Origin of the sequence: Streptomyces changchenzhani (genome assembly GCF_039766235.1) — a bacterium.
In the GTDB taxonomy this organism is placed as follows: domain Bacteria; phylum Actinomycetota; class Actinomycetes; order Streptomycetales; family Streptomycetaceae; genus Streptomyces.
Window position 1 is genome coordinate 25,188 of the sequence record NZ_JBDHNH010000024.1, and the last position, 19,813, is coordinate 45,000.

Here is a 19,813-nt window from a genome sequence, read left to right on the forward strand (position 1 = left end):
TATGCCAGTACTCGACCCCAATCCCCAGAACGGCCAGCGCAAGCTGCTCATCGTGCTCGGCGCGATGCTCGGCATCACGCTGATCATTGCGATCATCGCGTCCATCGCGTCCCCCTGACCCCGTGGTGCGCGGGCAGGGTAGGGCTTTCCCCACCATCCCTTAGGGGGCCAGGGTCAGGGTGAAGTGGGTGGGTCACCGGATGGGGCAGGGCGCCCCCGGTCCGTAGGTTCGAAGTACACCAACCGAACCTTACGGAGGCGGCCATGGCGGCCCGTGCACACACCCGGAGCAACCCCCCGGCCTCCGGCGTCGACGTGCGGTTGCCGTGGTGGGCCATCGCCCTCCCCGCGATCGCCTTCGCCGTGCTGCTCGTGCTCATCGCCGGTCCCGGCGAGGCCCAGGCCGCGGGCGGCGATCCGGCGGTCACGCACCTGATGGAACGTATCCAGCAGAGCCTGTCCCGCCAGGGGTGACCGGCGGACATCAACCGGCCGGCCCGGCCACCGCCTCCCGGCCCGCGGCGCGTTCACCCGTGGTGGGGGAGCAGGCCAACACCCTGCGCCCCGTGGCACGATCCATGCGAAGCTGGGATGCATGAGCGTCGATACACCCCGCAGGATCGTCCTACTCAGGCATGCGAAGGCCGACTGGCCACAGGTGTCCGACCACGATCGGCCGCTCGCCGACCGCGGCCGCATGGACGCCCCCACCGCCGGCGCCCGGCTGGCGGAGACCGGTATCCCCTTCGACCTGGCACTGTGCTCGACCGCGGCCAGGACCCGCGAGACGTGGAAGCTGGTGGTGCAGGCACTGCCGCACCGGCCCAGGACCGTGTACGAGGAGCGGTTGTACGAGGCCTCCCCCGGTGAGCTCATCGCGGTTCTGAACGAGACCCCGGACGACGTGAACGACCTTCTTCTCATCGGGCACAACCCCGGAGTGCACGCGGTCGCGGAGGCGCTCACGGGGACGGGCGAGGGTGACGCACCGGCCCGCATGGCCCGTAGCGGCTTCCCGACCTCGTCGTTCGCGGTCATTGGTTTCACCGGCCCGTGGAAGTCCCTGGAGCACGGCGTCGCCAACCTCGTCGACTACTGGGCCCCGCACGACTGATCCCACTGTCCCGCACGAAGCTCCGGTGCGGATGTGACCGCACCGGCGCTTCGCCGTTCGCCGACTACTCCACGAGGCCGTCGGCCGCCTCGACCTCTTCACGGGTGATGCCCAGCAGATACAGGACGGTGTCCAGGAACGGCACGTTCACGGTGGTGTGGGCAGCCTTGCGGACCAGGGGCTTCGCATTGAAGGCGACGCCCAGGCCGGCGGCGTTCAGCATGTCGAGGTCGTTCGCACCGTCGCCGATCGCGACCGTCTGGGACAGCGGTACGCCCGCCTCGGCGGCGAAGCGACGCAGCAGCCGCGCCTTGCCCGCGCGGTCCACGATCTCGCCGACCACCCGTCCTGTGAGCTTCCCGTCCACGATCTCCAGGGTGTTGGCCGAGGCGAAGTCGAGACCCAGCTTCTCCTTGAGGTCGTCCGTGACCTGGGTGAACCCGCCCGATACGATGCCCACTTGGTAGCCGAGCCGTTTGAGCGTACGGATCAGGGTGCGGGCGCCGGGCGTGAGCCGCACCTCGGTGCGGACCTTGTCCACGACCGCCGAGTCGAGGCCCGCGAGCAGCGCCACGCGCGCGTGCAACGACTGCTCGAAGTCCAGCTCCCCGCGCATGGCCCGATCGGTCACCTCGGCGACCTCGGCCTCGCAGCCCGCGTGCGCGGCGAAGAGCTCGATGACCTCGTCCTGGATGAGCGTCGAGTCCACGTCCATCACGACGAGCCGTTGGGCGCGGCGGTGCAGCCCGGCCGAGACCACGGCCACGTCGATCCCCTGCTCGGCGGCCTCCAGGGAGAGCGCGGTGCGCAGCGGCTCGGTCTCGGTGCCCGACACGGCGAACTCCACCGCGGTGACGGGGTACTTGGCGAGCCGGAAGATCCGGTCGATGTTGCCGCCGGTCGCGGTGATACGGGCCGCGATGGCGGCGGTGGACTCGGAGGTGAGGGGGTGCCCGAGCACGGTGACGTGCGAACGGCCGCTGCCGCGCGGCCGGTTGTCGCCGGTACCCGAGATGATCTCGGCCTGGAGTCTGAGCGACTCGGCCCAGCTGTGCACGGTGGCGCGGAGATCACCGGCGGTGCTCACGGTCGGCTCGGTGACGAGGGCGCACAGGACGATGCGGCCACGAGTGACGACCTGCTCGATGTCGACCACGTCGACGGCGTAGGCGGCGAGGGTGTCGAAGAGCCCCGCGGTGATCCCGGGGCGGTCCTTCCCGAAGATCTTCACGAGGAGCGTGGGGGCGTCAGAGGCCTGACTGGGCTGTGATGCGGTCATGGTGCCCCCACCGTATCGGGCCCCCTCCCGCCTCCGACCTCCTGTCCCGCGGGTCGGACGGGTAGGGCGGGCGGCGCGGGCCGCAGATCGGCCTCCACGGCCTCCGGGGGTCTCCAGAGGCCGCCCCGGTGTCACCTCGGCTGCCGCGGCCTCCCCGGCGGCGGCGGACCCTCCTCCGGCGGCGTCGGCGGCCCCTGCGGGTGGGGACGGGGGCGGGGCTGGGGCGGCGGCATCGGCGGCGCAGGCCCCACCATGGTCGGCGCCCCGTGCACGCCCTGCGGCGGCCGCAGATACGGATTGGTGTCCGCGTCGGCAGGCCGGTATCCGGGCGACGGCGTGTACGGCCCGGGTACGTACGCCAGGTCCGGGTACGTACGGTCGTCCCGCCGCGTCCCGAGCGAGAACGGCGAAGCCCGCCGCCCCGCCGCCCCCGACACGTACGCCAGCAACGCCCCGACGCCACCCGCCGCCGTACCCCACGCCGCCCCGAGCAGCGCCGCCATGGGCGCACTGCCGTGCAGCTCGATGCCGGCGCCGAACGCGTCGAACCCGAGCACCGACAGCGACGCGTCGGCGGAGACGCCTGTCAGCCACACCAGCAGCGGCAGCGCCAACGCCGTCATGACGCCGAGCCGCACCGCGCAGCGCCCGGCGAAGCCGAACGCCGACCGGCCGCCCTTGGGCGTACGGGCCGCCGCCAGCACCCCGGCGAGCAGCATCATCACCGCGGCGGCGACCCCCAGCAGCCAGACCCGCTGATCGAGCTCGGCGAGCCGCCCCAGCGTCAGCTCCCGGTCGTCGGAGACCCGGAACAGCTCGTCCACCGGATCGGGCAGCAGCTTCGCCAGCTCGCCCGTGGCCTCGCCGTCCCACGGCACCAGCAGCCCCACGGGAATCCCGAGCCACACCCCGTTCGGCGCCCCGAGCAGCGCCGCCCCCGCGATCCGCTTCGGGTTGTTGTCGCCGACCGCCGCGTACGTCGCCGCGGCGAGCCCCGCCAGGACCGCGAGCACCAACACCGTGACCAGGGCGGAGGCAGCGGGCCGCACGCCCCGGTGCAGCGCGTCCAGGCGGCGCGGCAGCGGCGTACGACGGGACGCGAGCAGCGCGATCACCAGCACCCCGAGCACCCAGCAGGCCCCGCCCACCAGGGACTCGGCGGTGTTGACGGTGAACCCCACCGAGGCCTTCGCTTCCGCGAGATCGGTGAGCCGGTCGGGCAGCAGACCGCCGAGATCCCCGAGCCCTTCGGGCAGTTTGTCGTTGATGTCGTCGGGCAGGTCGTTGCCCGGGATCTTCTCAAGACCGAGCTGATCGCCGTCAACTGTGATGACGTCGTGACCTGCCCAGGCGAGCCCACCCATGGTGGCGACGAACAGGACGGCCACCGCGCCCGCTCGCGCGACCAGTTCGCCCCCCGGAATGAACGCCCCCGCACCCCGCAGCGACCGCAGGAAGAAGACGGCGAGGAGGAGCGCGCCGGCCAGGCCCACGCCCAGTGGCGCGATGTCGACGGCGGTCCGCGCCTCGGCGCCATCAAGGCCGAAAGCCTCGACATTGCCGGACGGACTGACCGAACCGCCCGCCCCGAGCACCACCATGGCCGCCGTCATCGGCCCGAGCGACGCGGTGGCATCCGCGCCCAGCAGATGCAGCCCGAGAGCGGCCACGCCCGCCATCCCGGCCAACGCCCAGCTCACCGAGGCGATGGCGGCCAGCAGCACATCCCCCCACCGCACACGCCCGCTGTCGCTCGCAGCCATAAGGACCCCCCGATCCGTACGGAAATGTTCCTACTTGTTCTGTTCGCGCATGATCCGTACGCACTCATGGGCGCTTACTACTCTCCGAGGCCATTTCTCCCACGTCAACGGGCAGCTGATACAGGGTTGGTACGAGGTCGTCACTGGGCCCGGCTTTCGTATTCGGGACTGGGCCTGAAATAGTTCCCCACGATGTTCAGCATCCCTAGACTCCCTGCGATGGGGGTAACTCGGGGGACAACTAGTGGGGCGCGGAGTGCCGGAACTCGTACTGGAATTGAATGGCAGGACCTGGACGCTCGATCCGTCCCGGTCGTACACCCTCGGGCGCGATCCGCAGGGTGATCTGGCGATCGACGACGCCAGGGTCTCGTGGCGGCACGCGACCATCAGCTGGGGCGGTCGCAGCTGGGTCATTGAGGACCACGGCAGCACCAACGGCACGTATGTGCAGGGCCAGCGGATCCACCAGATGGAGATCGGCCCTGGCTCCGCCGTGCACCTGGGCAATGCCACCGACGGTCCGCGCTTGAGCCTGACCGGCGCGGGCGCGGACGCCGGTGTGCCCAGCGCGCAGGCGGCGGGCAATCAGCAGGCACCTCAGCAGCAGGCACCCCAGCAGTCGCAGCAGAGCGGCCCCGGCTGGGCGGCGCAGGCGCAGCAGTATCAGCAGCCGCAGTACCAGCCGCCGCAACAGCAGCCGCCGCAGGCCCAGCAGCCGCCGCAGGCCCAGCAGGCCTGGCAGCAGCAGCCCCAGCAGGCGCAGGTGCCGCATCAGCAGGGCGGCCCGTCCGGCGGTGCCGCGGGGGCCCCACCGGTCTACGGCGACCGCAGCCCGACGACGTTCCACCAGGTGGCGCTCGGCCGGGTCATGCGGATCGGCCGTGCGCTGGAGAACGAGCTGGTCGTCTCCGACCTCCAGGTCTCCCGGCTGCACGCCGAGTTCGTGGCGACGCCCGACGGCCGGTTCGAGATCCACGACCTCGGCAGCCACAACGGCACGTACGTCAACGGTCAGCCGATCCCCAAGTCGGGCACCGCGCTGCTCGGCCCCAACGACATCGTGGGCGTCGGTCACTCGACGTACCGACTCGTCGGGGACCGGCTCGAAGAGTTCGTCGACACCGGCGAGGTCTCCTTCTCCGCCCGCCACCTCACGGTGACGGTCGACGGAGGCAAGGACATCCTCAAGGACGTCTCCTTCGGCGTGCCGGAGAAGTCGCTCATCGCGGTCATCGGGCCCTCTGGATCCGGCAAGTCGACGCTGCTCAAGGCGCTCACCGGCTACCGGCCCGCCAACAAGGGCGATGTTCTCTACGACAACCGGAACCTGTACAAGCAGTTCGCCGAGCTGCGCCAGCGCATCGGTCTGGTTCCGCAGGACGACATCCTGCACAAGGAACTGTCGGTCAAGAAGGCCCTGAAGTACGCGGCCAAGCTCCGCTTCCCGGCCGACACCTCGGAGGCCGAGCGGCAGACCCGTATCGACGAGGTACTGGGCGAGCTCAAGCTGGACATCCACAAGGAGAAGAAGGTCAGCTCCCTCTCCGGTGGCCAGCGCAAGCGCGTCTCGGTCGCCCTGGAGCTGCTGACCAAGCCGTCGCTGATCTTCCTCGACGAGCCGACGTCCGGCCTCGACCCGGGCATGGACCGCGACGTCATGCAGCTGCTGCGCGGTCTCGCCGACGACGGCCGCACCGTGCTGGTCGTCACGCACTCCGTGGCCGAGCTCGCGATCTGCGACAAGCTGCTGGTGATGGCTCCCGGCGGATCCGTCGCCTACTTCGGTCCGCCGGAGGAAGCGCTCAACTTCTTCGGCTACAGCACCTGGGCCGACGTCTTCTCGGCCTTCGAGAACTACCGCGACTACGACTGGGCGGGTCGCTGGCGCGGTTCGCAGCACTACCAGATGTACGCCGCCGACATCGACGCCGTCGCCGCGCAGTCCGTGCACATGCCGTCCGCCCAGCAGATGCGCCCGCCCAAGCCGCAGAGCTGGGGCTCGCAGCTGTTGACCCTGGTCCGCCGCTATGTGTCGGTGATCGTCTCCGACAAGGGCTTCATCGGCCTGATGCTGATCCTCCCGGCGGTGCTGGGCATCGTCAGCGTCGTCATCCCGGCCGACAGCGGCCTCGGTCTCGGCCCGGAGAAGAACAGGCTGGTCAACAAGGACGTCGGTACGATCCTGCTGATCCTCGCGGTCGGCGCGTGCTTCTCCGGCGCCGCCAACTCCGTCCGCGAGCTGATCAAGGAACGGGTGATCTACGAGCGGGAGCGCGCCACCGGCCTGTCCCGTTCCGCGTATCTCATGTCCAAGGTCATCGTCCTCGGCCTGATCACCGCCCTCCAGGGCATGATCATCGCGGCGATCGGCTTCGGCGCCCGCGCGAAGCTGCCGGCCGAGGGTGTCATCTTCGAGAAATACCCGGTCATCGAGATGACCATGGTCATCAGCGCCCTAGGGTTCACCTCGATGATGTTCGGCCTGATCATCTCGGCTCTGGTGAAGACCGCCGAGAAGACCATGCCGCTGCTGGTCATGTTCGCGATCGTTCAGGTCGTCTTCACCGGTGTCCTCTTTCAGCTGCACGACAGCCCGGGTATCGAGCAGGTCGCCTGGCTGATGCCATCGCGCTGGGCGGTGGCCGCCCTGGGCACGACGGCCGAGCTCAATGTCGCGATGCCGTGGGACGTCAAGAACCTCGACGCCCTGTGGGACCACTCGGCGAGCCAGTGGATGCTCGACATGGGAGTGCTCCTCGGCATCGGCGCACTCTGCGGCTTTGTCGTGGTGCGCCTGCTGCGCCGCCACGAGCCCGAGGTCATGCGCAAGTAACAGCGCGCCGGTACCACGCACATAGACGCACATGCGACGCACCTACGACGCACAAGGGCGGCACCTCTCGGAGGTGCCGCCCTTGTGCGTCGGCGTACGGACGAGCCTGCGGGGATCCCGCGGCTCAGTACGCGCCGTTCACGTTGTCGATGGAGCCGTACTTGTCCGCGGCGTAGTTGGCCGCGGCGGTGATGTTGGCGACCGGGTCGGCGATGTTCGTCGACGTGCCCGCGACGTGGAAGGCGTCGAACGTCGGCTGGATGACCTGGAGCAGGCCGATCGACGGGGTGCCGTTCTGGGCGTTGATGTCCCAGCCGTTGCTGGCGTTCGGGTTGCCGGTGGACTCCCGCATGATGTTGCGGTGCAGTCCGTCGTACGAACCGGGGATCCCCTTGGACTTCATGATGTCCAGGGACTGGCGGATCCAGCCGTCCAGGTTGTTGGCGTAGACGGGCTTGCGGGCGGCGGCGCGGCTCGCGGCGGCCTTGTCGTCCGCGCGCTCCTTCGCCTCGGCCTTGACCTTCGCCCGGGCGGCGGCCTTCGCCTTGGCCCTGGCGTCGGCCTTGGCCTTCACGTCGGCCGCCTTGGCCTCGGCCGCGAGGTGCTTGGCCTGCTTGTCGGCGCCTGCGTGCTGCCGCGTGACGCTCAGGTGCACGGTCTTGGCCTGCGCACTGTCGACGGTGCTCGACCAGGCCACGGGGGCGGCGGAGACGGTCTGGGGCTCGGCCTCGGCAGTCGCTTCGCCGGGGACGAGCGAGAACGCGAGGGCAGCGGCGCCGAGAGCGGCGACGCCGGCGATGGAGGCCTTGTGAGTCTTCTTCAGGCGACTAAGGCCGGGGGTGCTGGACGCGGACATGCAACGTACCTCTTCGAATAGCGGAAGCCGCGGTGTCCGCGACGGCAGCCATTGTTAGCGTCCGCAAAATTCTGTGGCAAAGCTGTGAAGTACGACCCTGGGTAGTTGGTCGCACACCTAACAGAGGCGTCAAATGTCGGGCCCTACCCCGCTCACGTGCCCCTTATGCATCCACTAGGGCTCTTCGTAAGTGACGTGCGTCCTATGTGCGGGCTCACATCGGGCAGGTAACAAACTCACCAACCGTTGCTAAAGCGACGCGCACTGTGAGCGTTCTCCTCCGGAAGGATGAGGTGGATGTCGCCGAACTCGTGCCAGAGGTAGAGATGGTGCAGCGCCTCGGCATACCCGCGGCGCAGCGCCGCCCGCCCCGCGATCGCCTCCAGCATCAGCAGATGCGACGCCTCCGGCTCGTGCAGCCCGGTCAGCAGCCCGTCCACCACGCGCACCCCGCGCTCCGGAGTGACCACCAGATCGGTCCACCCGGACGCCGCGCGCACCACCGCGTCGGGCCCGGCCGCCGACTCCAGCGCCCGCACCGCCGTCGTACCGACCGCGAGAATCCGGCCGCCGGCCACCCTCGCGGCATTGACCAGCCACGCCGTGGACCCGGGCACATCGAAGCGCTCCGGATACGGCGGCTCGTGCGCCTCGGCCGAGGCGACCCCCGTATGAAGGGTCAGCGGCGCGAACTGCACCCCCCGGCTCACCAGCTCGGCGACCAGCGCCGCGGTGAAGGGCCGCCCGGCACTCGGCATCTCCGCCGAGCCGCCGCCGTCGGGGGAGGGCAGCGCGAAGACCGTCTGGTACGCGGACAGCGGCTGGTCCCGCTCCGTGTACCCGTACCGGATGGGCCTGCCGTGGCGGTGCAGCAGTCCCGGCACATCGACGCCGGACACCCGGGCCCACCACAGCCGGTCCCCGGCCCCGCCGAGCGGCTCCTCCAGTACGAGCCGCGCGCCCCCGGCCGGCCGCACCACCGCACCGGCGGGCCCGCCGGCCCGCGGCCGCGTCGCCCCGCCCCGGTCGGGACCGCGCAGCTCCACGGCCCACCGCCCGTCGTCCCCGCGCGTCGAGAAGTGCACCACCACGGCCGCGTCCCCGAGGATCCCGTCCACCGCCGCCGGAAGCGTCGGTGACGTATTGACGACCAGTACGTCACCGGCTCTCAGCCGCCCGGGCAGCTCCCGGAAGGCGTGATGCGCGACCTCGGTCCCGCGCGAGACCAGCAGCCGTACGTCGTCGCGGCCCGACCCCCGCTCCTCCGCGGGCACCCGCGCCGACAGCTCCGGCGGCACAGGACCCAACAGGTCGCCGAAGCCCCGGGTGCCCGGTCCGCAGTCCGTCCGCGGGGCGGTCGCCTCCCTCATCGGGCCACCGCCGACAGCGCGGACGCGGTGTACCGCCCGCTCGCGGGCCGCTCGTCGAGCAGCCGAAGCAGCGCGGGCACCACCGTCTCCGGCTCGGGCCGGACATCACCGTCCTGCGGCACGGCCGCCGCGTACAGATCCGTACGCATGTCGCCCGGGTCGACCGCCCACACCCGCAGCTCCGGCTCCTCCACCGCCAGTACCGCCGACAGCTGGTCGAGCGCCGCCTTCGACGCCCCGTAGCCGCCCCAGGTCCCGTACGCCTCCACCGCCGCGTCCGAACTCACCGAAAGCACCGCGCCCCCGGCCTCCCGCAGCAGCCCGAGCGTCCCGTGCACGAGCCCGAGCACCGCCACCACATTGGTCTCCAGCGCCGCCCGCAGCCCGTCCAGATCCAGTGCCTCCAGCCGTACGAGCGGCTCGGCGCCCAGCGCACTCGCGTTGTTCACCAGCAGATCCAGGCCCCCGAGCCCCTTCGCCGCCTCCACCAGCTCCGCCCGGTGCGCGGCGTCCGTGACATCCCCGGCCACGGCCACCACCCGCGTGCCGTAGCGGCCGGCCTCCGCCGCCGCATCCCGCAGAACCGACCCGGTCCGCGCGTCCAGCACCAGATCCCAGCCGCGCTCCGCGAGCGCCACCCCCAGCGCGCGGCCAAGACCCTTCGAAGCTCCCGTGATGATCGCTACCGGCATGACAACCGTCCCCTTCGTCGCACCGCTCGTGTCGCTCGTAGCCCCAACGTAGGAACGCGCCCGCGCCCGGCGCCTCAGCCGCGGGCCTCTTCCAGCAGGGCACTTCGGCCTACGCCCAGCGGACCAGGCAGAGGCCGCCGCAGGCCCGATACGGTGCGCGTATCCCGCCGGTACCGTGAGCCCATGACCCCGTCCCCGAGCTCCGGCCTCACCGCCGTGAGCACCGCACTGCTCGCCATGAGCAGGCACCTGGAAGTACGCGACGTACTCAAGACGATCGTGGCCTCCGCCCGCGAACTGCTCGATGCGGAGTACGCCGCTCTGGGCGTCCCCGACGACCACGGCGGCTTCGCCCAGTTCGTGGTGGACGGGATCAGCGAGGAACAGTGGAAGGCCATCGGCCCGCTGCCCCGCCAGCACGGCATCCTCGCCGCGATGCTGCACGGCGCCGAACCCGAGCGCCTCGCGGACGTACGCGAGGACCCCCGCTTCGAGGGCTGGCCCGCCGCGCACCCCGAGATGTCCGACTTCCTCGGCCTGCCGATCCGGGACGGCGACGAGGTCATCGGCGCGCTCTTCCTCGCCAACAAGCGCTGCCCCAAGCCCGAGGGCGGCTGTGGCTTCACCGAGGAGGACGAGGAACTCCTCGGGATGCTCGCCCAGCACGCGGCGCTAGCCCTCACCAATGCCCGCCTGTACGAGCGCAGCCGCGAGCTGACCATCGTGGAGGAACGCTCCAGGCTGGCCCACGAACTCCACGACGCCGTCAGCCAGAAGCTCTTCTCCCTGCGGCTGACCGCCCAGGCCGCCGCCGCCCTCGTCGACCGCGACCCGGCCCGCGCCAAGGGCGAGCTCCAGCAGGTGGCCGCGCTCGCCGCCGAGGCCGCCGACGAACTGCGCGCCGCCGTCGTCGAGCTGCGCCCCGCCGCCCTCGACGAGGACGGCCTCATCGCCACCCTGCGCACCGAGATCCAGGTACTCGACCGCGCACACAGCGCCCGGGTCACCTTCGAGAGCCACGGAGTGCGGGCGCTGCCCGCCGCCCAGGAGGAAGCACTCCTGCGGGTCGCCCAGGAAGCCCTGCACAACGCGCTGCGCCACTCCGGCGCCGACCAGGTCGCCGTCGTATGCGCCAAGAGCGGCCAGGGCGCCCGGCTGAGGATCACCGACGACGGCTCGGGCTTCGACACCAGCACCGTCCGACGGGCCGGCCGCCACCTGGGCCTGGTCTCGATGCGCGACCGTGCGAACGGCGTCGGCGGGCGGCTCACCGTGGAATCGGCGCCCGGCAAGGGCACCACGATCGAGATGGAGGTCCCCGGTGGCTGAGAAGACGATCCGCGTCCTGCTGGTCGACGACCACCAGGTCGTCCGCCGCGGCCTGCGTACGTTCCTGGAGATCCAGGACGACATCGAGGTGGTGGGCGAGGCCGGCGACGGCGACGAAGGAGTCGCCCGCGCCGAGGAGCTGCGCCCCGACGTCGTCCTCATGGACATCAAAATGCCCGGCACCGACGGCATCGAGGCGCTGCGCAAGCTCCGCGAGCTCGCCAATCCCGCCAAGGTGCTGATCGTCACCAGCTTCACCGAGCAGCGGACCGTCGTCCCCGCCCTGCGCGCCGGTGCGTCGGGATACGTCTACAAGGACGTGGACCCGGACGCGCTGGCCGGCGCCATCCGCTCCGTGCACGCGGGCCATGTCCTGCTCCAGCCGGAGGTCGCGGGCGCCCTGCTGGCCCAGGAGGACTCACATGGCGGGACGGGCCGGGGGAGCACCCTCACCGAGCGGGAGCGCGAAGTGCTGACACTGATCGCCGACGGACGGTCCAACCGGGAGATCGCCCGCGCGCTGGTCCTCTCCGAGAAAACCGTCAAGACGCATGTATCGAACGTTCTGATGAAACTGGATGTGTCCGACCGGACCCAGGCGGCGCTGTGGGCCGTCCGACATGGGGTTACTGGCTAATCGGACGATCCCACCCGGATTCAAGATTCATACCGTCGGGTGTATGTCACCCGTACGGCGCAACCTGATCGGCCCTCGGCCGTTCTCCATGGCGTGCTGCGGCGGCTGGTCGCAGCGATTGCTAGGAGGACCCTCACGTGAAGAACCTGCAGAAGGCCGCTGCCATCGCCATGGTCGCCGGTGGCATTGTCGCCGCCGGTGCCGGCGCCGCCTCCGCCACCTCCGGTGCGGACGCCCACGGCAAGGCCGTTCACTCGCCCGGCGTTGCCTCCGGCAACCTGGTCCAGGCGCCGATCCACGTGCCGGTGAACGCGGTCGGCAACACCGTGAACGTCATCGGTGCCCTCAACCCGGCCTTCGGGAACTTCGGCATCAACCGCTGACCGACCCCCACGGTCGAGCAGTGACCACCGGCCCCCAGGCCCGCTCGGGGGCCGGTCCGGTTTTGCCTTCTTCCCCACCCCCGCCGCCCGACCCTGTAACAGCAAAAGGATTTGTTTCATGAACAGCGCCAAGAAGTCCGCCCTGATCCTCGCCATCGCCGGTCTCGCTGCGGGCGCGTCCGCGGGCGTCGCGTCGGCCGACGCCCACGCGCAGGGCGCGGCCACGAAGTCCCCGGGCGTCATCTCCGGCAACCTGGCGGAGGTCCCGGTCCACGTGCCGGTCAACGCCACGGGCAACAGCGTCAACGTCATCGGCGTGCTGAACCCGGCCTTCGGCAACGCCTCCCAGAACGTCTGAGCAGCCCCACAGCTGCTCCCGAAGGCCCCGCGGACCCCGGTCCGCGGGGCCTTTCCCCGTCGCGCGGACCGGCGCCCGCGGCGGCCTACCCGCGCTCCTGCTCCTCCACCCACGCGTTGTACGCCGCGACCTGCGCCCGCCGCGCCACCCGCTCCACCGGGCGCAGCGCCTCCCCCCGCGCCGCGATCTGCGATGCGCTCACCGCCCCGCCGGGCCCGTGCTCGTACGCCAGCGCGATCAACAGCCCGACCCGCTGGGCCAGCTCAAGCACCCGCGCCGCCCGCGGCGGATACCCGGGAGCCAGCACATCCCGGCCGACCCCCGTCCGCCCCGCCCGCGCCCGGTACGCGTCCATCGCGGCCTCCGCCACCGGCCCCGACCCCGCCACATCAAGCCGGGCGAGTGCCGCGGTCGCGTCCCGCAGCCCCTCCGCGAGCTCCCGCTCCGCCTCCCCGAGCGAGGGCACATCGGCCGGCGGCGCCTCCCGAACCGGCAAGCAGTGCCACACCACCTCGACCCTCACATCACCGGCGGGACCCACCTCGTCCACCTCCGGCACAAGCCCGTACGGAGCCCCGACCGCGACCACCGCCTCCTGGGCGTCCAGCGCCCGCGCGTTGAACTCCGGCGGCCCGCTGAGCCCCAGTGGATGCCCCGGCGCGGGCAGTGCCACCCGGAACCCGCTCACGCCCAGCGCCCGGAGTCTCCCCAGCGCGAGGGTGAGCCCCACGGGCCGCGCCTCACCGGGCACACCCTCGACCCGGTGCACCGTGTCCTCCCCGACGATGCCGAGCGCGGCGTCGTCCAACGAAACAAGTCCGGCCAGCAAGGCGTTTCCCCATGCGGCCAGTCGTCCTGAGCGTGGTTCCGAGAGCATGCGCCCAGCCTAAGGAATCGGCCGGAGGGACCTAAGGGCTGGACCGCCCGGCGGGTGGCGTAGGTTTTCCCTGGGAGCTGTGCCTACAGGCACACCCGACATTTTCGAGACTGCATGGGGAGACAACGCGCTCATGAGCGATGTACTGGAGCTGGTGGACGTATCCGTGGTCCGGGACGGACGCGCTCTGGTGGACGACGTCTCCTGGTCGGTCAAGGAGGGCGAGCGCTGGGTGATCCTCGGCCCCAACGGCGCCGGAAAGACCACCCTGCTCAACCTTGCCTCCAGCTACCTCTACCCGTCCTCCGGCACCACCCGGATCCTCGGCGAGCAGCTCGGCTCCCCGGGCGCCGACGTCTTCGACCTCCGCCCCCGCATCGGCATGGCCGGCATCGCGATGGCCGAGAAGCTGCCCAAGCGGCAGACCGTTCTGCAGACCGTGCTCACCGCCGCGTACGGCATGACCGCCACCTGGCACGAGAACTACGACGAGGTCGACGAGCTGCGCGCCCGCGCCTTCCTCGACCGCCTCGGTATGACGGACTACCTGGACCGGAAGTTCGGCACGCTCTCCGAGGGCGAGCGCAAGCGCACGATGATCGCCCGCGCGATGATGACCGACCCCGAACTGCTGCTCCTCGACGAGCCCGCCGCCGGGCTCGACCTCGGCGGCCGCGAAGACCTCGTACGCCGGCTGGGGCGCCTCGCCCGCGACCCGTACGCCCCCTCCATGATCATGGTGACGCACCATGTCGAGGAGATCGCCCCGGGCTTCACCCACGTCCTGATGATCCGTCAGGGCAAGATTCTCGTGGCGGGCCCCATGGAGACCGAACTGACCTCCCGCAACCTCTCGTTGTGCTTCGGCCTCCCGCTCGTCGTCGAGCGCAGGTCCGACCGCTGGACGGCCACGGGCCTGCCGCTCAGCTGACCCGCTCTACGTACTGTCGGCAAAGACCCTCGCGCACCTACCATGACCATGTGGACATCGAAGCATGGGTGTGGTGGCTGATCGGCGCGGTAGGGCTGGGAATTCCGCTCGTACTGACCACGATGCCGGAGTTCGGAATGCTGTCCGTCGGTGCCGCCGCCGGCGCCGTAACAGCGGGCGTCGGCGGCGGCATGGTCGCCCAAGTGCTGGTCTTCGTCGCCGTATCGGTGGCGCTCCTCGCGGTGGTACGGCCCATCGCGGCCCGCCACCGCACCGAGCGTCCCCAACTGGCCACGGGAATCGAGGCCTTGAAGGGCCGTCAAGCCGTAGTCCTGGAACGCGTGGACGGCGGTGGCGGGGGCAGAATCAAGCTCGCCGGAGAGATCTGGTCGGCACGAGCACTGGACAACGGCCAGAGCTTCGAACCGGGCGAGCAGGTCGACGTCATCGAGATCGACGGAGCAACGGCCGTCGTCATGTGAGCCGAACAACTCACGTACCAGGCCCCGGTCTGGGAAGATCGATCATCAGATCATCCGGGCCGCACTCTTGGGCAGCACAACACGAAGGGCACGGGGAACGCGATGTCATCCGTCATCATCGTCCTGATCATCCTGGTGGTGCTGGTCTTCATCGCCTTGATCAAGACGATCCAGGTCATCCCGCAGGCGAGCGCCGCCATCGTGGAGCGCTTCGGCCGCTACACGCGCACCCTCAACGCAGGCCTGAACATCGTCGTGCCGTTCATCGACTCGATCCGCAACCGGATCGACCTGCGTGAACAGGTGGTGCCCTTCCCGCCCCAGCCCGTCATCACCCAGGACAACCTGGTCGTGAACATCGACACCGTCATCTACTACCAGGTGACCGACGCCCGCGCCGCGACCTACGAAGTGGCCAGCTACATCCAGGCGATCGAGCAGCTCACCGTCACCACCCTGCGCAACATCATCGGTGGCATGGACCTGGAGCGGACCCTCACCTCCCGCGAGGAGATCAACGCCGCACTGCGCGGAGTGCTCGACGAGGCCACCGGCAAGTGGGGCATCCGCGTCAACCGCGTCGAGCTCAAGGCGATCGAGCCGCCCACCTCCATCCAGGACTCGATGGAAAAGCAGATGCGCGCCGACCGTGACAAGCGCGCCGCGATCCTCACCGCCGAAGGCATCCGCCAGTCCGCGATCCTGACCGCCGAGGGCGAGAAGCAGTCCGTGATCCTGCGCGCCGAAGGTGATGCCAAGGCCTCCGCGTTGCGCGCCGAGGGCGAGGCCCAGGCCATCCGTACGGTCTTCGAGTCCATCCACGCGGGCGACCCCGACCAGAAGCTCCTCTCGTACCAGTACCTCCAGATGCTCCCCAAGCTCGCCGAGGGCGACGCCAACAAGCTCTGGATCGTCCCGAGCGAGATCGGCGACGCGCTCAAGGGACTCAGCGGCGCCTTCGGGAACCTGGGCAGTGGCGCCTCCGGCTTCAATACCGGCCAGGAGCGCCAGGAGCGCCGCGAGCAGCCCCCCATCGACTGACACACGTACGCCGTCGGGCATGATCGGTGATCGGTGCAGCAAACACCGATCACCGATTAGGGGCGCCGCGTGACGATCTGGGAGATGCTCGCCGTCTTCGCCGCGGGCATCGGCGCGGGCTCCATCAACACCGTCGTCGGGTCCGGCACGCTCATCACCTTCCCGGTGCTGCTCGCCACCGGCCTGCCCCCCGTCACCGCGACCGTCTCCAACGCCCTCGGCCTGATCCCCGGCTCGATCAGCGGCGCCATCGGCTACCGCAAGGAACTCACCGGCCAGCGCCGCCGCATCCTGCGCCTGGCCGTCGCCTCGGTCATCGGCGGTATCGCCGGAGCCGCACTGCTCCTCGCGCTGCCCCCGACCGCCTTCGAGACGATCGTCCCGATACTGGTCGGGCTCGCCCTGGTCCTGGTGATCCTCCAGCCCCGCATCACCAAGGCCGTCCAGCGTCGCCGTGAGCGCAACGGCTCGCACGCCGACCCGGACGGCGGCCCGCTCCTGTTCACCGGACTACTGCTCGCCAGCGTCTACGGCGGCTACTTCACCGCGGCGCAGGGCATCATCTACGTCGCCCTGATGGGCATGCTGCTCACCGACACCATGCAGCGCATCAACGCCACGAAGAACGTCCTCGCCGCCATCGTCAACACCGTCGCCGCGACGTTCTTCCTCTTCGCCGCGGAATTCGACTGGACGGCCGTGGCCCTCATCGCGGTCGGCTCCGCCATCGGCGGCCAACTCGGCGCCAAGGTCGGCCGTCGCCTTCCCCCGGCGGCGCTGCGCGCCCTGATCGTCGCCGTAGGCACCGTCGCGATCGCCCAACTCCTGCTGCGCTGACACACCCCGGACACACAGAAGCCCGCCCTCGTCCCCGAAGGCGGGTCTCCGCACCACCACCCGCTAAGCGGGCTGGGCCAGCCACCCCGGCAGCACCGACCGCTCGCCCGCACCCAGCGCCAGCAGCATCGCGTCCGCGGGCGACGGCACGAACGGCCGCCTCAGCAGCGGCATCGAAGCCTCCTCCGGCGTACGCGCCGCTTTGCGGTGATTGTCCTGCGCGCAGGACGCCACCGTGTTCAGCCAGCTGTCCTCACCACCCTGCGACCGCGGCACGACATGGTCGACGGTCGTCGCCCGCCGCCCGCAGTACGCGCACCGATGCTGGTCCCGTATCAGCACACCCCGTCTCGACCACGGTGCATGTCTTCGGAAAGGCACCCGCACATACCGGCAGAGCCTGATCACCTGCGGCACCGGAAGTTCCACGGCGGCCGCTCGCATCAGCAGTCCGGGATGGGCCTGCTCGACGACGGCCTTGTCCTGCAGCACAAGCACCACCGCACGGTTCAGTGTCACTGTCGACAGCGGCTCGAAGCTCGCGTTCAGTACCAGCGTGTCCCGCATCTCGCCCACCTCCCTGCGTCGGCCCACCCCCGGCGGGCTTGGATCAACTCTGGACGGGCGCGTCGAGATGGACAACGTAATAAAAAATGCCCGTCCCTGATCTCTTCCAAGACCAGGGACGGGCAAACAGGGGATGAACGGTCAACTCTGCGCGGGCGCCTCATACTGTGCGACCAGCTGGGCACGCCCGAGGGTGTGGAAACGCAGATTGAACCCGACCGCGGCGGGCGGGGTGTCCGCGTCCGGCCCGAGCTTCTCGCTGTCCACCGCGTACACGGTGAAGACATAACGGTGATTCTCACCGGCCGGCGGCGCGGCCCCGCCGAAGTCCTTCGACCCGTAGTCGTTACGAGCCTGCAGGGCGCCGTCGGGAAGCCCCTCGAACTTCCCGCTGCCGGCCCCGGCCGGCAGCTCTGTGACCGACGCCGGAATGTCGAAGACAGTCCAGTGCCAGAACCCGCTGCCGGTCGGCGCGTCCGGATCGAAGCACGTCACGGCGAAGCTCTTGGTCCCGGCCGGGAATCCCTCCCACCGCAAGTGCGGCGACGTATTACCGGCCGCATGGACCTGTGCGTCCTTGAGCACCGTCCCCTGCGCGACGTCCTCGCTCACCACGATGAACGAGGGCACCGGCGGATGGAAGTCATGGGGAAGCGGCGCCTTCTTGGCCTCGGACACGTCTGAACCTCCGATTCGGCTGTTCTGCCTGACAATCTCCGAGCCTAGGGGCCTAGAGCCAGTTGCGCCGACCGCCGACCTGAGCGAGCCACTCATTGAGGTACGCGCTCCAGTCGGTGCCCTGGAAGTCGTTCAGCCCGACCTTGAAGGCCCGGTAGGAGTCGCTGCTCTCGCTGAACAGACCCGGCTTCTTGTCCATCTCCAGGATGACGTCCATCTCGCGGTCGTCCGCGACGAAGGTCAGCTCGACCTGGTTCAGCCCGCGATACTGCTGCGGCGGCAGGAACTCGATCTCCTGGTAGAACGGCAGCCGCTGACGCGTCCCGCGGATGTGTCCGCGCTCCATGTCCGCGCTCTTGAAACGGAAGCCCAGCTGTACGAAGGCGTCCAGAAGCGCCTGCTGCGCCGGCAGCGGGTGCACATTGATCGGGTCCAGGTCACCGGAGTCCACGGCCCGCGCGATCTCCAGCTCGGTCGTCACCCCGATGTTCATCCCGCGCAGCTGCTGGCCGGAGATGCTCGTGATGGGCGTCTCCCAGGGAATCTCAAGACCGAACGGCACCACATGCACCGCCCCGGCCTTCACCTCGAAGGCGCCACCGAGCCGCTGCTTGGTGAATTCGATGTCCTGCTTGACCTCCTGGTCGTTGCCCTCGACCTCGACGCGTGCCTGAAGCCCGACCGAGAGGGCGTCGATCTGCTGATCGACCGATCCACCCTGGATCCGCACCTCGCCCTGCACAACACCACCGGGCACGACGTTCGCCTCGGTGAGCTCTGTCTCCACCGACGCGCCACCGGCACCCAAACTCGCGAGCAGCTTCTTGAAGCCCATGTCTCTCCCCAGATTTTTTTGGTACTGACCCGTACAAACGCGAAACGAGCACACCCGGTTCCGCGCCCTCACCCTGGCAAAGCGGATGTCTCGCGGCCACCTACCCGGGCGTACGAGTTCCACTACGCTCGGAGGGCATGATCACGGATCCAGACCGTACGCGGCTAGACCGCGGGTTCTTCGACCGCCCCGTACTTGAGGTCGCCCCCGACCTGCTGGGCCGCACCCTGGTGCGCGACTCCGACGACGGACCGATCGAGCTCCGTCTCACAGAGGTCGAGGCGTACGACGGACCGCGCGACCCGGGCTCCCACGCGTATCGCGGGAAGACCCGGCGCAACGCATCCATGTTCGGCCCGCCCGGTCACGCGTACGTCTACTTCATCTACGGCATGTGGTTCAGCCTCAACCTGGTCTGCGGCCCATCGGACACCGCGAGCGGAGTCCTGCTGCGGGCCGGCGAAGTGACGCGTGGCCATGATCTCGTCCGTAAACGGCGACTTTCGGCCCAAAAGGACAAAGAACTGGCCAAAGGCCCGGCCCGCCTCGCCACCGGTCTCGATATCGACCGCAGCCTCGACGGTACGGACCTGTGCGGCCCGGACTCCGTCCTCTCTGTACTGCACGGCAGCCCGGCGACGCCTGACCAGGTACAGAACGGCCCCCGCACCGGAGTGGGCGGTGACGGCGCCCACCAGCCCTGGCGTTTCTGGATCACCGGGGAGCTCACCGTGAGCCCCTTCAGGGCCCACACCCGACGCCGTCGGGCAACTTGACTCGATTCCGGCAGCCGCTTAACGTAGCCCGAGCCGCTTGACACGGGCACTGCTGTCGGCACAGCCCCTCGGGCCAACCCGAAGCACCCCGAAGCGGCCAACCACTACCTACGACTCTCCCTTACGGGTTCGAATTTCGGCGCGCCCGAATTCAGGCCCGGCGGCTCGATTA

Annotated in this window: 22 protein-coding genes; 13 read left to right on the top strand and 9 right to left on the bottom strand. The window is 70.0% G+C overall.

Going from position 1 to position 19,813, the window contains the following annotated elements; genetic code table 11:
- Position 1 precedes the first annotated feature (1 nt).
- The 3 genes from ABCR94_RS38320 (at position 2) to ABCR94_RS38330 (ending at position 1,114) form a co-directional block, all read left to right on the top strand.
- Positions 2–118, top strand: coding sequence for an SGM_5486 family transporter-associated protein (locus ABCR94_RS38320; RefSeq protein ID WP_347126058.1), 117 nt, complete (start codon positions 2–4; stop codon positions 116–118).
- 146 nt (positions 119–264) lie between these two features.
- A complete protein-coding gene (locus ABCR94_RS38325) occupies positions 265–474 on the top strand; it encodes a hypothetical protein (RefSeq protein ID WP_347126059.1) in 210 nt (69 codons plus the stop codon).
- Between the two features lie 121 nt (positions 475–595).
- On the top strand, positions 596–1,114 hold the full coding sequence (locus tag ABCR94_RS38330; RefSeq protein ID WP_347126060.1) for a SixA phosphatase family protein: 519 nt from the start codon (positions 596–598) through the stop codon (positions 1,112–1,114).
- 64 nt (positions 1,115–1,178) lie between these two features.
- On the opposite strand, the gene serB is transcribed toward ABCR94_RS38330, so the two are convergent.
- Together serB and ABCR94_RS38340 are read right to left on the bottom strand one after the other, a co-directional pair.
- Entirely contained in the window at positions 1,179–2,393 is a 1,215-nt protein-coding gene (gene serB / locus ABCR94_RS38335) for a phosphoserine phosphatase SerB (protein ID WP_347126061.1), read from the bottom strand.
- A 131-nt stretch (positions 2,394–2,524) separates the two neighbouring features.
- Complete coding sequence (locus ABCR94_RS38340) at positions 2,525–4,156, bottom strand: streptophobe family protein (RefSeq protein ID WP_347126062.1); 1,632 nt, start codon at positions 4,154–4,156, stop codon at positions 2,525–2,527.
- Positions 4,157–4,412: 256 nt separating this feature from the next.
- Here ABCR94_RS38340 and ABCR94_RS38345 point away from each other — a divergent pair, with 256 nt between their 5' ends.
- A complete protein-coding gene (locus ABCR94_RS38345) occupies positions 4,413–6,992 on the top strand; it encodes an ABC transporter ATP-binding protein/permease (RefSeq protein WP_347126063.1) in 2,580 nt (859 codons plus the stop codon).
- Positions 6,993–7,116: 124 nt separating this feature from the next.
- On the opposite strand, the gene ABCR94_RS38350 is transcribed toward ABCR94_RS38345, so the two are convergent.
- From ABCR94_RS38350 to ABCR94_RS38360, 3 genes are all read right to left on the bottom strand, one after another.
- Positions 7,117–7,848 (bottom strand): transglycosylase SLT domain-containing protein, encoded by a 732-nt coding sequence (locus ABCR94_RS38350; RefSeq protein WP_347126064.1) that lies wholly within the window; start codon positions 7,846–7,848, stop codon positions 7,117–7,119.
- Positions 7,849–8,084: 236 nt separating this feature from the next.
- On the bottom strand, positions 8,085–9,218 hold the full coding sequence (locus ABCR94_RS38355; RefSeq protein WP_347126065.1) for an S-adenosylmethionine:tRNA ribosyltransferase-isomerase: 1,134 nt from the start codon (positions 9,216–9,218) through the stop codon (positions 8,085–8,087).
- Entirely contained in the window at positions 9,215–9,910 is a 696-nt protein-coding gene (locus tag ABCR94_RS38360; protein WP_347126066.1) for an SDR family NAD(P)-dependent oxidoreductase, read from the bottom strand. Before ABCR94_RS38360 ends, ABCR94_RS38355 begins: the two co-directional genes overlap by 4 nt.
- 183 nt (positions 9,911–10,093) lie before the next feature.
- On the opposite strand from ABCR94_RS38360, the gene ABCR94_RS38365 reads away from it, so the two are divergent.
- The 4 genes from ABCR94_RS38365 (at position 10,094) to ABCR94_RS38380 (ending at position 12,617) form a co-directional block, all read left to right on the top strand.
- Positions 10,094–11,239: a GAF domain-containing sensor histidine kinase gene (locus tag ABCR94_RS38365; RefSeq protein ID WP_347126067.1), complete on the top strand. Its 1,146-nt coding sequence runs from the start codon at positions 10,094–10,096 to the stop codon at positions 11,237–11,239.
- A complete protein-coding gene (locus ABCR94_RS38370) occupies positions 11,232–11,876 on the top strand; it encodes a response regulator (protein WP_347126068.1) in 645 nt (214 codons plus the stop codon). Before ABCR94_RS38365 ends, ABCR94_RS38370 begins: the two co-directional genes overlap by 8 nt.
- A 137-nt stretch (positions 11,877–12,013) precedes the next feature.
- The gene (locus ABCR94_RS38375) at positions 12,014–12,259 is read left to right on the top strand and encodes a chaplin (RefSeq protein ID WP_347126069.1); all 246 of its coding nucleotides are present in this window, start codon (positions 12,014–12,016) and stop codon (positions 12,257–12,259) included.
- Between the two features lie 118 nt (positions 12,260–12,377).
- Positions 12,378–12,617 carry a chaplin gene (locus ABCR94_RS38380; protein ID WP_347126070.1) on the top strand — a complete coding sequence of 80 codons (240 nt, stop codon included), beginning with the start codon at positions 12,378–12,380 and terminating at the stop codon, positions 12,615–12,617.
- 85 nt (positions 12,618–12,702) lie between these two features.
- Here the strand turns inward: ABCR94_RS38380 and ABCR94_RS38385 are convergent, their stop codons facing one another.
- On the bottom strand, positions 12,703–13,494 hold the full coding sequence (locus tag ABCR94_RS38385) for an Rv1486c family protein (RefSeq protein WP_347126071.1): 792 nt from the start codon (positions 13,492–13,494) through the stop codon (positions 12,703–12,705).
- Between the two features lie 133 nt (positions 13,495–13,627).
- Between ABCR94_RS38385 and ABCR94_RS38390 the strand changes: the two genes are divergently transcribed.
- From ABCR94_RS38390 to ABCR94_RS38405, 4 genes are all read left to right on the top strand, one after another.
- The gene (locus ABCR94_RS38390) at positions 13,628–14,425 is read left to right on the top strand and encodes an ABC transporter ATP-binding protein (protein WP_347126072.1); all 798 of its coding nucleotides are present in this window, start codon (positions 13,628–13,630) and stop codon (positions 14,423–14,425) included.
- A 50-nt stretch (positions 14,426–14,475) separates the two neighbouring features.
- Complete coding sequence (locus tag ABCR94_RS38395) at positions 14,476–14,907, top strand: NfeD family protein (RefSeq protein WP_347126073.1); 432 nt, start codon at positions 14,476–14,478, stop codon at positions 14,905–14,907.
- Between the two features lie 102 nt (positions 14,908–15,009).
- Positions 15,010–15,948 (top strand): SPFH domain-containing protein, encoded by a 939-nt coding sequence (locus ABCR94_RS38400; protein WP_347126074.1) that lies wholly within the window; start codon positions 15,010–15,012, stop codon positions 15,946–15,948.
- Positions 15,949–16,017: 69 nt separating this feature from the next.
- Positions 16,018–16,785 carry a sulfite exporter TauE/SafE family protein gene (locus tag ABCR94_RS38405; RefSeq protein ID WP_347126075.1) on the top strand — a complete coding sequence of 256 codons (768 nt, stop codon included), beginning with the start codon at positions 16,018–16,020 and terminating at the stop codon, positions 16,783–16,785.
- Between the two features lie 63 nt (positions 16,786–16,848).
- Here the strand turns inward: ABCR94_RS38405 and ABCR94_RS38410 are convergent, their stop codons facing one another.
- From ABCR94_RS38410 to ABCR94_RS38420, 3 genes are all read right to left on the bottom strand, one after another.
- Positions 16,849–17,352 carry an HNH endonuclease gene (locus ABCR94_RS38410; protein ID WP_347126076.1) on the bottom strand — a complete coding sequence of 168 codons (504 nt, stop codon included), beginning with the start codon at positions 17,350–17,352 and terminating at the stop codon, positions 16,849–16,851.
- Positions 17,353–17,493: 141 nt separating this feature from the next.
- A complete protein-coding gene (locus ABCR94_RS38415) occupies positions 17,494–18,030 on the bottom strand; it encodes a YbhB/YbcL family Raf kinase inhibitor-like protein (RefSeq protein ID WP_347126077.1) in 537 nt (178 codons plus the stop codon).
- A 52-nt stretch (positions 18,031–18,082) separates the two neighbouring features.
- Complete coding sequence (locus ABCR94_RS38420) at positions 18,083–18,865, bottom strand: sporulation protein (protein WP_347126078.1); 783 nt, start codon at positions 18,863–18,865, stop codon at positions 18,083–18,085.
- Positions 18,866–19,002: 137 nt separating this feature from the next.
- Between ABCR94_RS38420 and ABCR94_RS38425 the strand changes: the two genes are divergently transcribed.
- Positions 19,003–19,641 carry a DNA-3-methyladenine glycosylase gene (locus tag ABCR94_RS38425; protein WP_347126079.1) on the top strand — a complete coding sequence of 213 codons (639 nt, stop codon included), beginning with the start codon at positions 19,003–19,005 and terminating at the stop codon, positions 19,639–19,641.
- Positions 19,642–19,813 lie beyond the last annotated feature (172 nt).

Coding starts and splice junctions, on each gene's coding strand:
- ABCR94_RS38390 (WP_347126072.1), top strand. CDS start 13,628: ATGAGCGATGTACTGGAGCTGGTGGACGTATCCGTGGTCCGGGACGGA.
- ABCR94_RS38410 (WP_347126076.1), bottom strand. CDS start 17,352: ATGCGGGACACGCTGGTACTGAACGCGAGCTTCGAGCCGCTGTCGACA.
- ABCR94_RS38325 (WP_347126059.1), top strand. CDS start 265: ATGGCGGCCCGTGCACACACCCGGAGCAACCCCCCGGCCTCCGGCGTC.
- ABCR94_RS38320 (WP_347126058.1), top strand. CDS start 2: ATGCCAGTACTCGACCCCAATCCCCAGAACGGCCAGCGCAAGCTGCTC.
- ABCR94_RS38330 (WP_347126060.1), top strand. CDS start 596: ATGAGCGTCGATACACCCCGCAGGATCGTCCTACTCAGGCATGCGAAG.
- ABCR94_RS38350 (WP_347126064.1), bottom strand. CDS start 7,848: ATGTCCGCGTCCAGCACCCCCGGCCTTAGTCGCCTGAAGAAGACTCAC.
- serB (WP_347126061.1), bottom strand. CDS start 2,393: ATGACCGCATCACAGCCCAGTCAGGCCTCTGACGCCCCCACGCTCCTC.
- ABCR94_RS38420 (WP_347126078.1), bottom strand. CDS start 18,865: ATGGGCTTCAAGAAGCTGCTCGCGAGTTTGGGTGCCGGTGGCGCGTCG.
- ABCR94_RS38380 (WP_347126070.1), top strand. CDS start 12,378: ATGAACAGCGCCAAGAAGTCCGCCCTGATCCTCGCCATCGCCGGTCTC.
- ABCR94_RS38365 (WP_347126067.1), top strand. CDS start 10,094: ATGACCCCGTCCCCGAGCTCCGGCCTCACCGCCGTGAGCACCGCACTG.
- ABCR94_RS38425 (WP_347126079.1), top strand. CDS start 19,003: ATGATCACGGATCCAGACCGTACGCGGCTAGACCGCGGGTTCTTCGAC.
- ABCR94_RS38340 (WP_347126062.1), bottom strand. CDS start 4,156: ATGGCTGCGAGCGACAGCGGGCGTGTGCGGTGGGGGGATGTGCTGCTG.
- ABCR94_RS38360 (WP_347126066.1), bottom strand. CDS start 9,910: ATGCCGGTAGCGATCATCACGGGAGCTTCGAAGGGTCTTGGCCGCGCG.
- ABCR94_RS38355 (WP_347126065.1), bottom strand. CDS start 9,218: ATGAGGGAGGCGACCGCCCCGCGGACGGACTGCGGACCGGGCACCCGG.
- ABCR94_RS38385 (WP_347126071.1), bottom strand. CDS start 13,494: ATGCTCTCGGAACCACGCTCAGGACGACTGGCCGCATGGGGAAACGCC.
- ABCR94_RS38400 (WP_347126074.1), top strand. CDS start 15,010: ATGTCATCCGTCATCATCGTCCTGATCATCCTGGTGGTGCTGGTCTTC.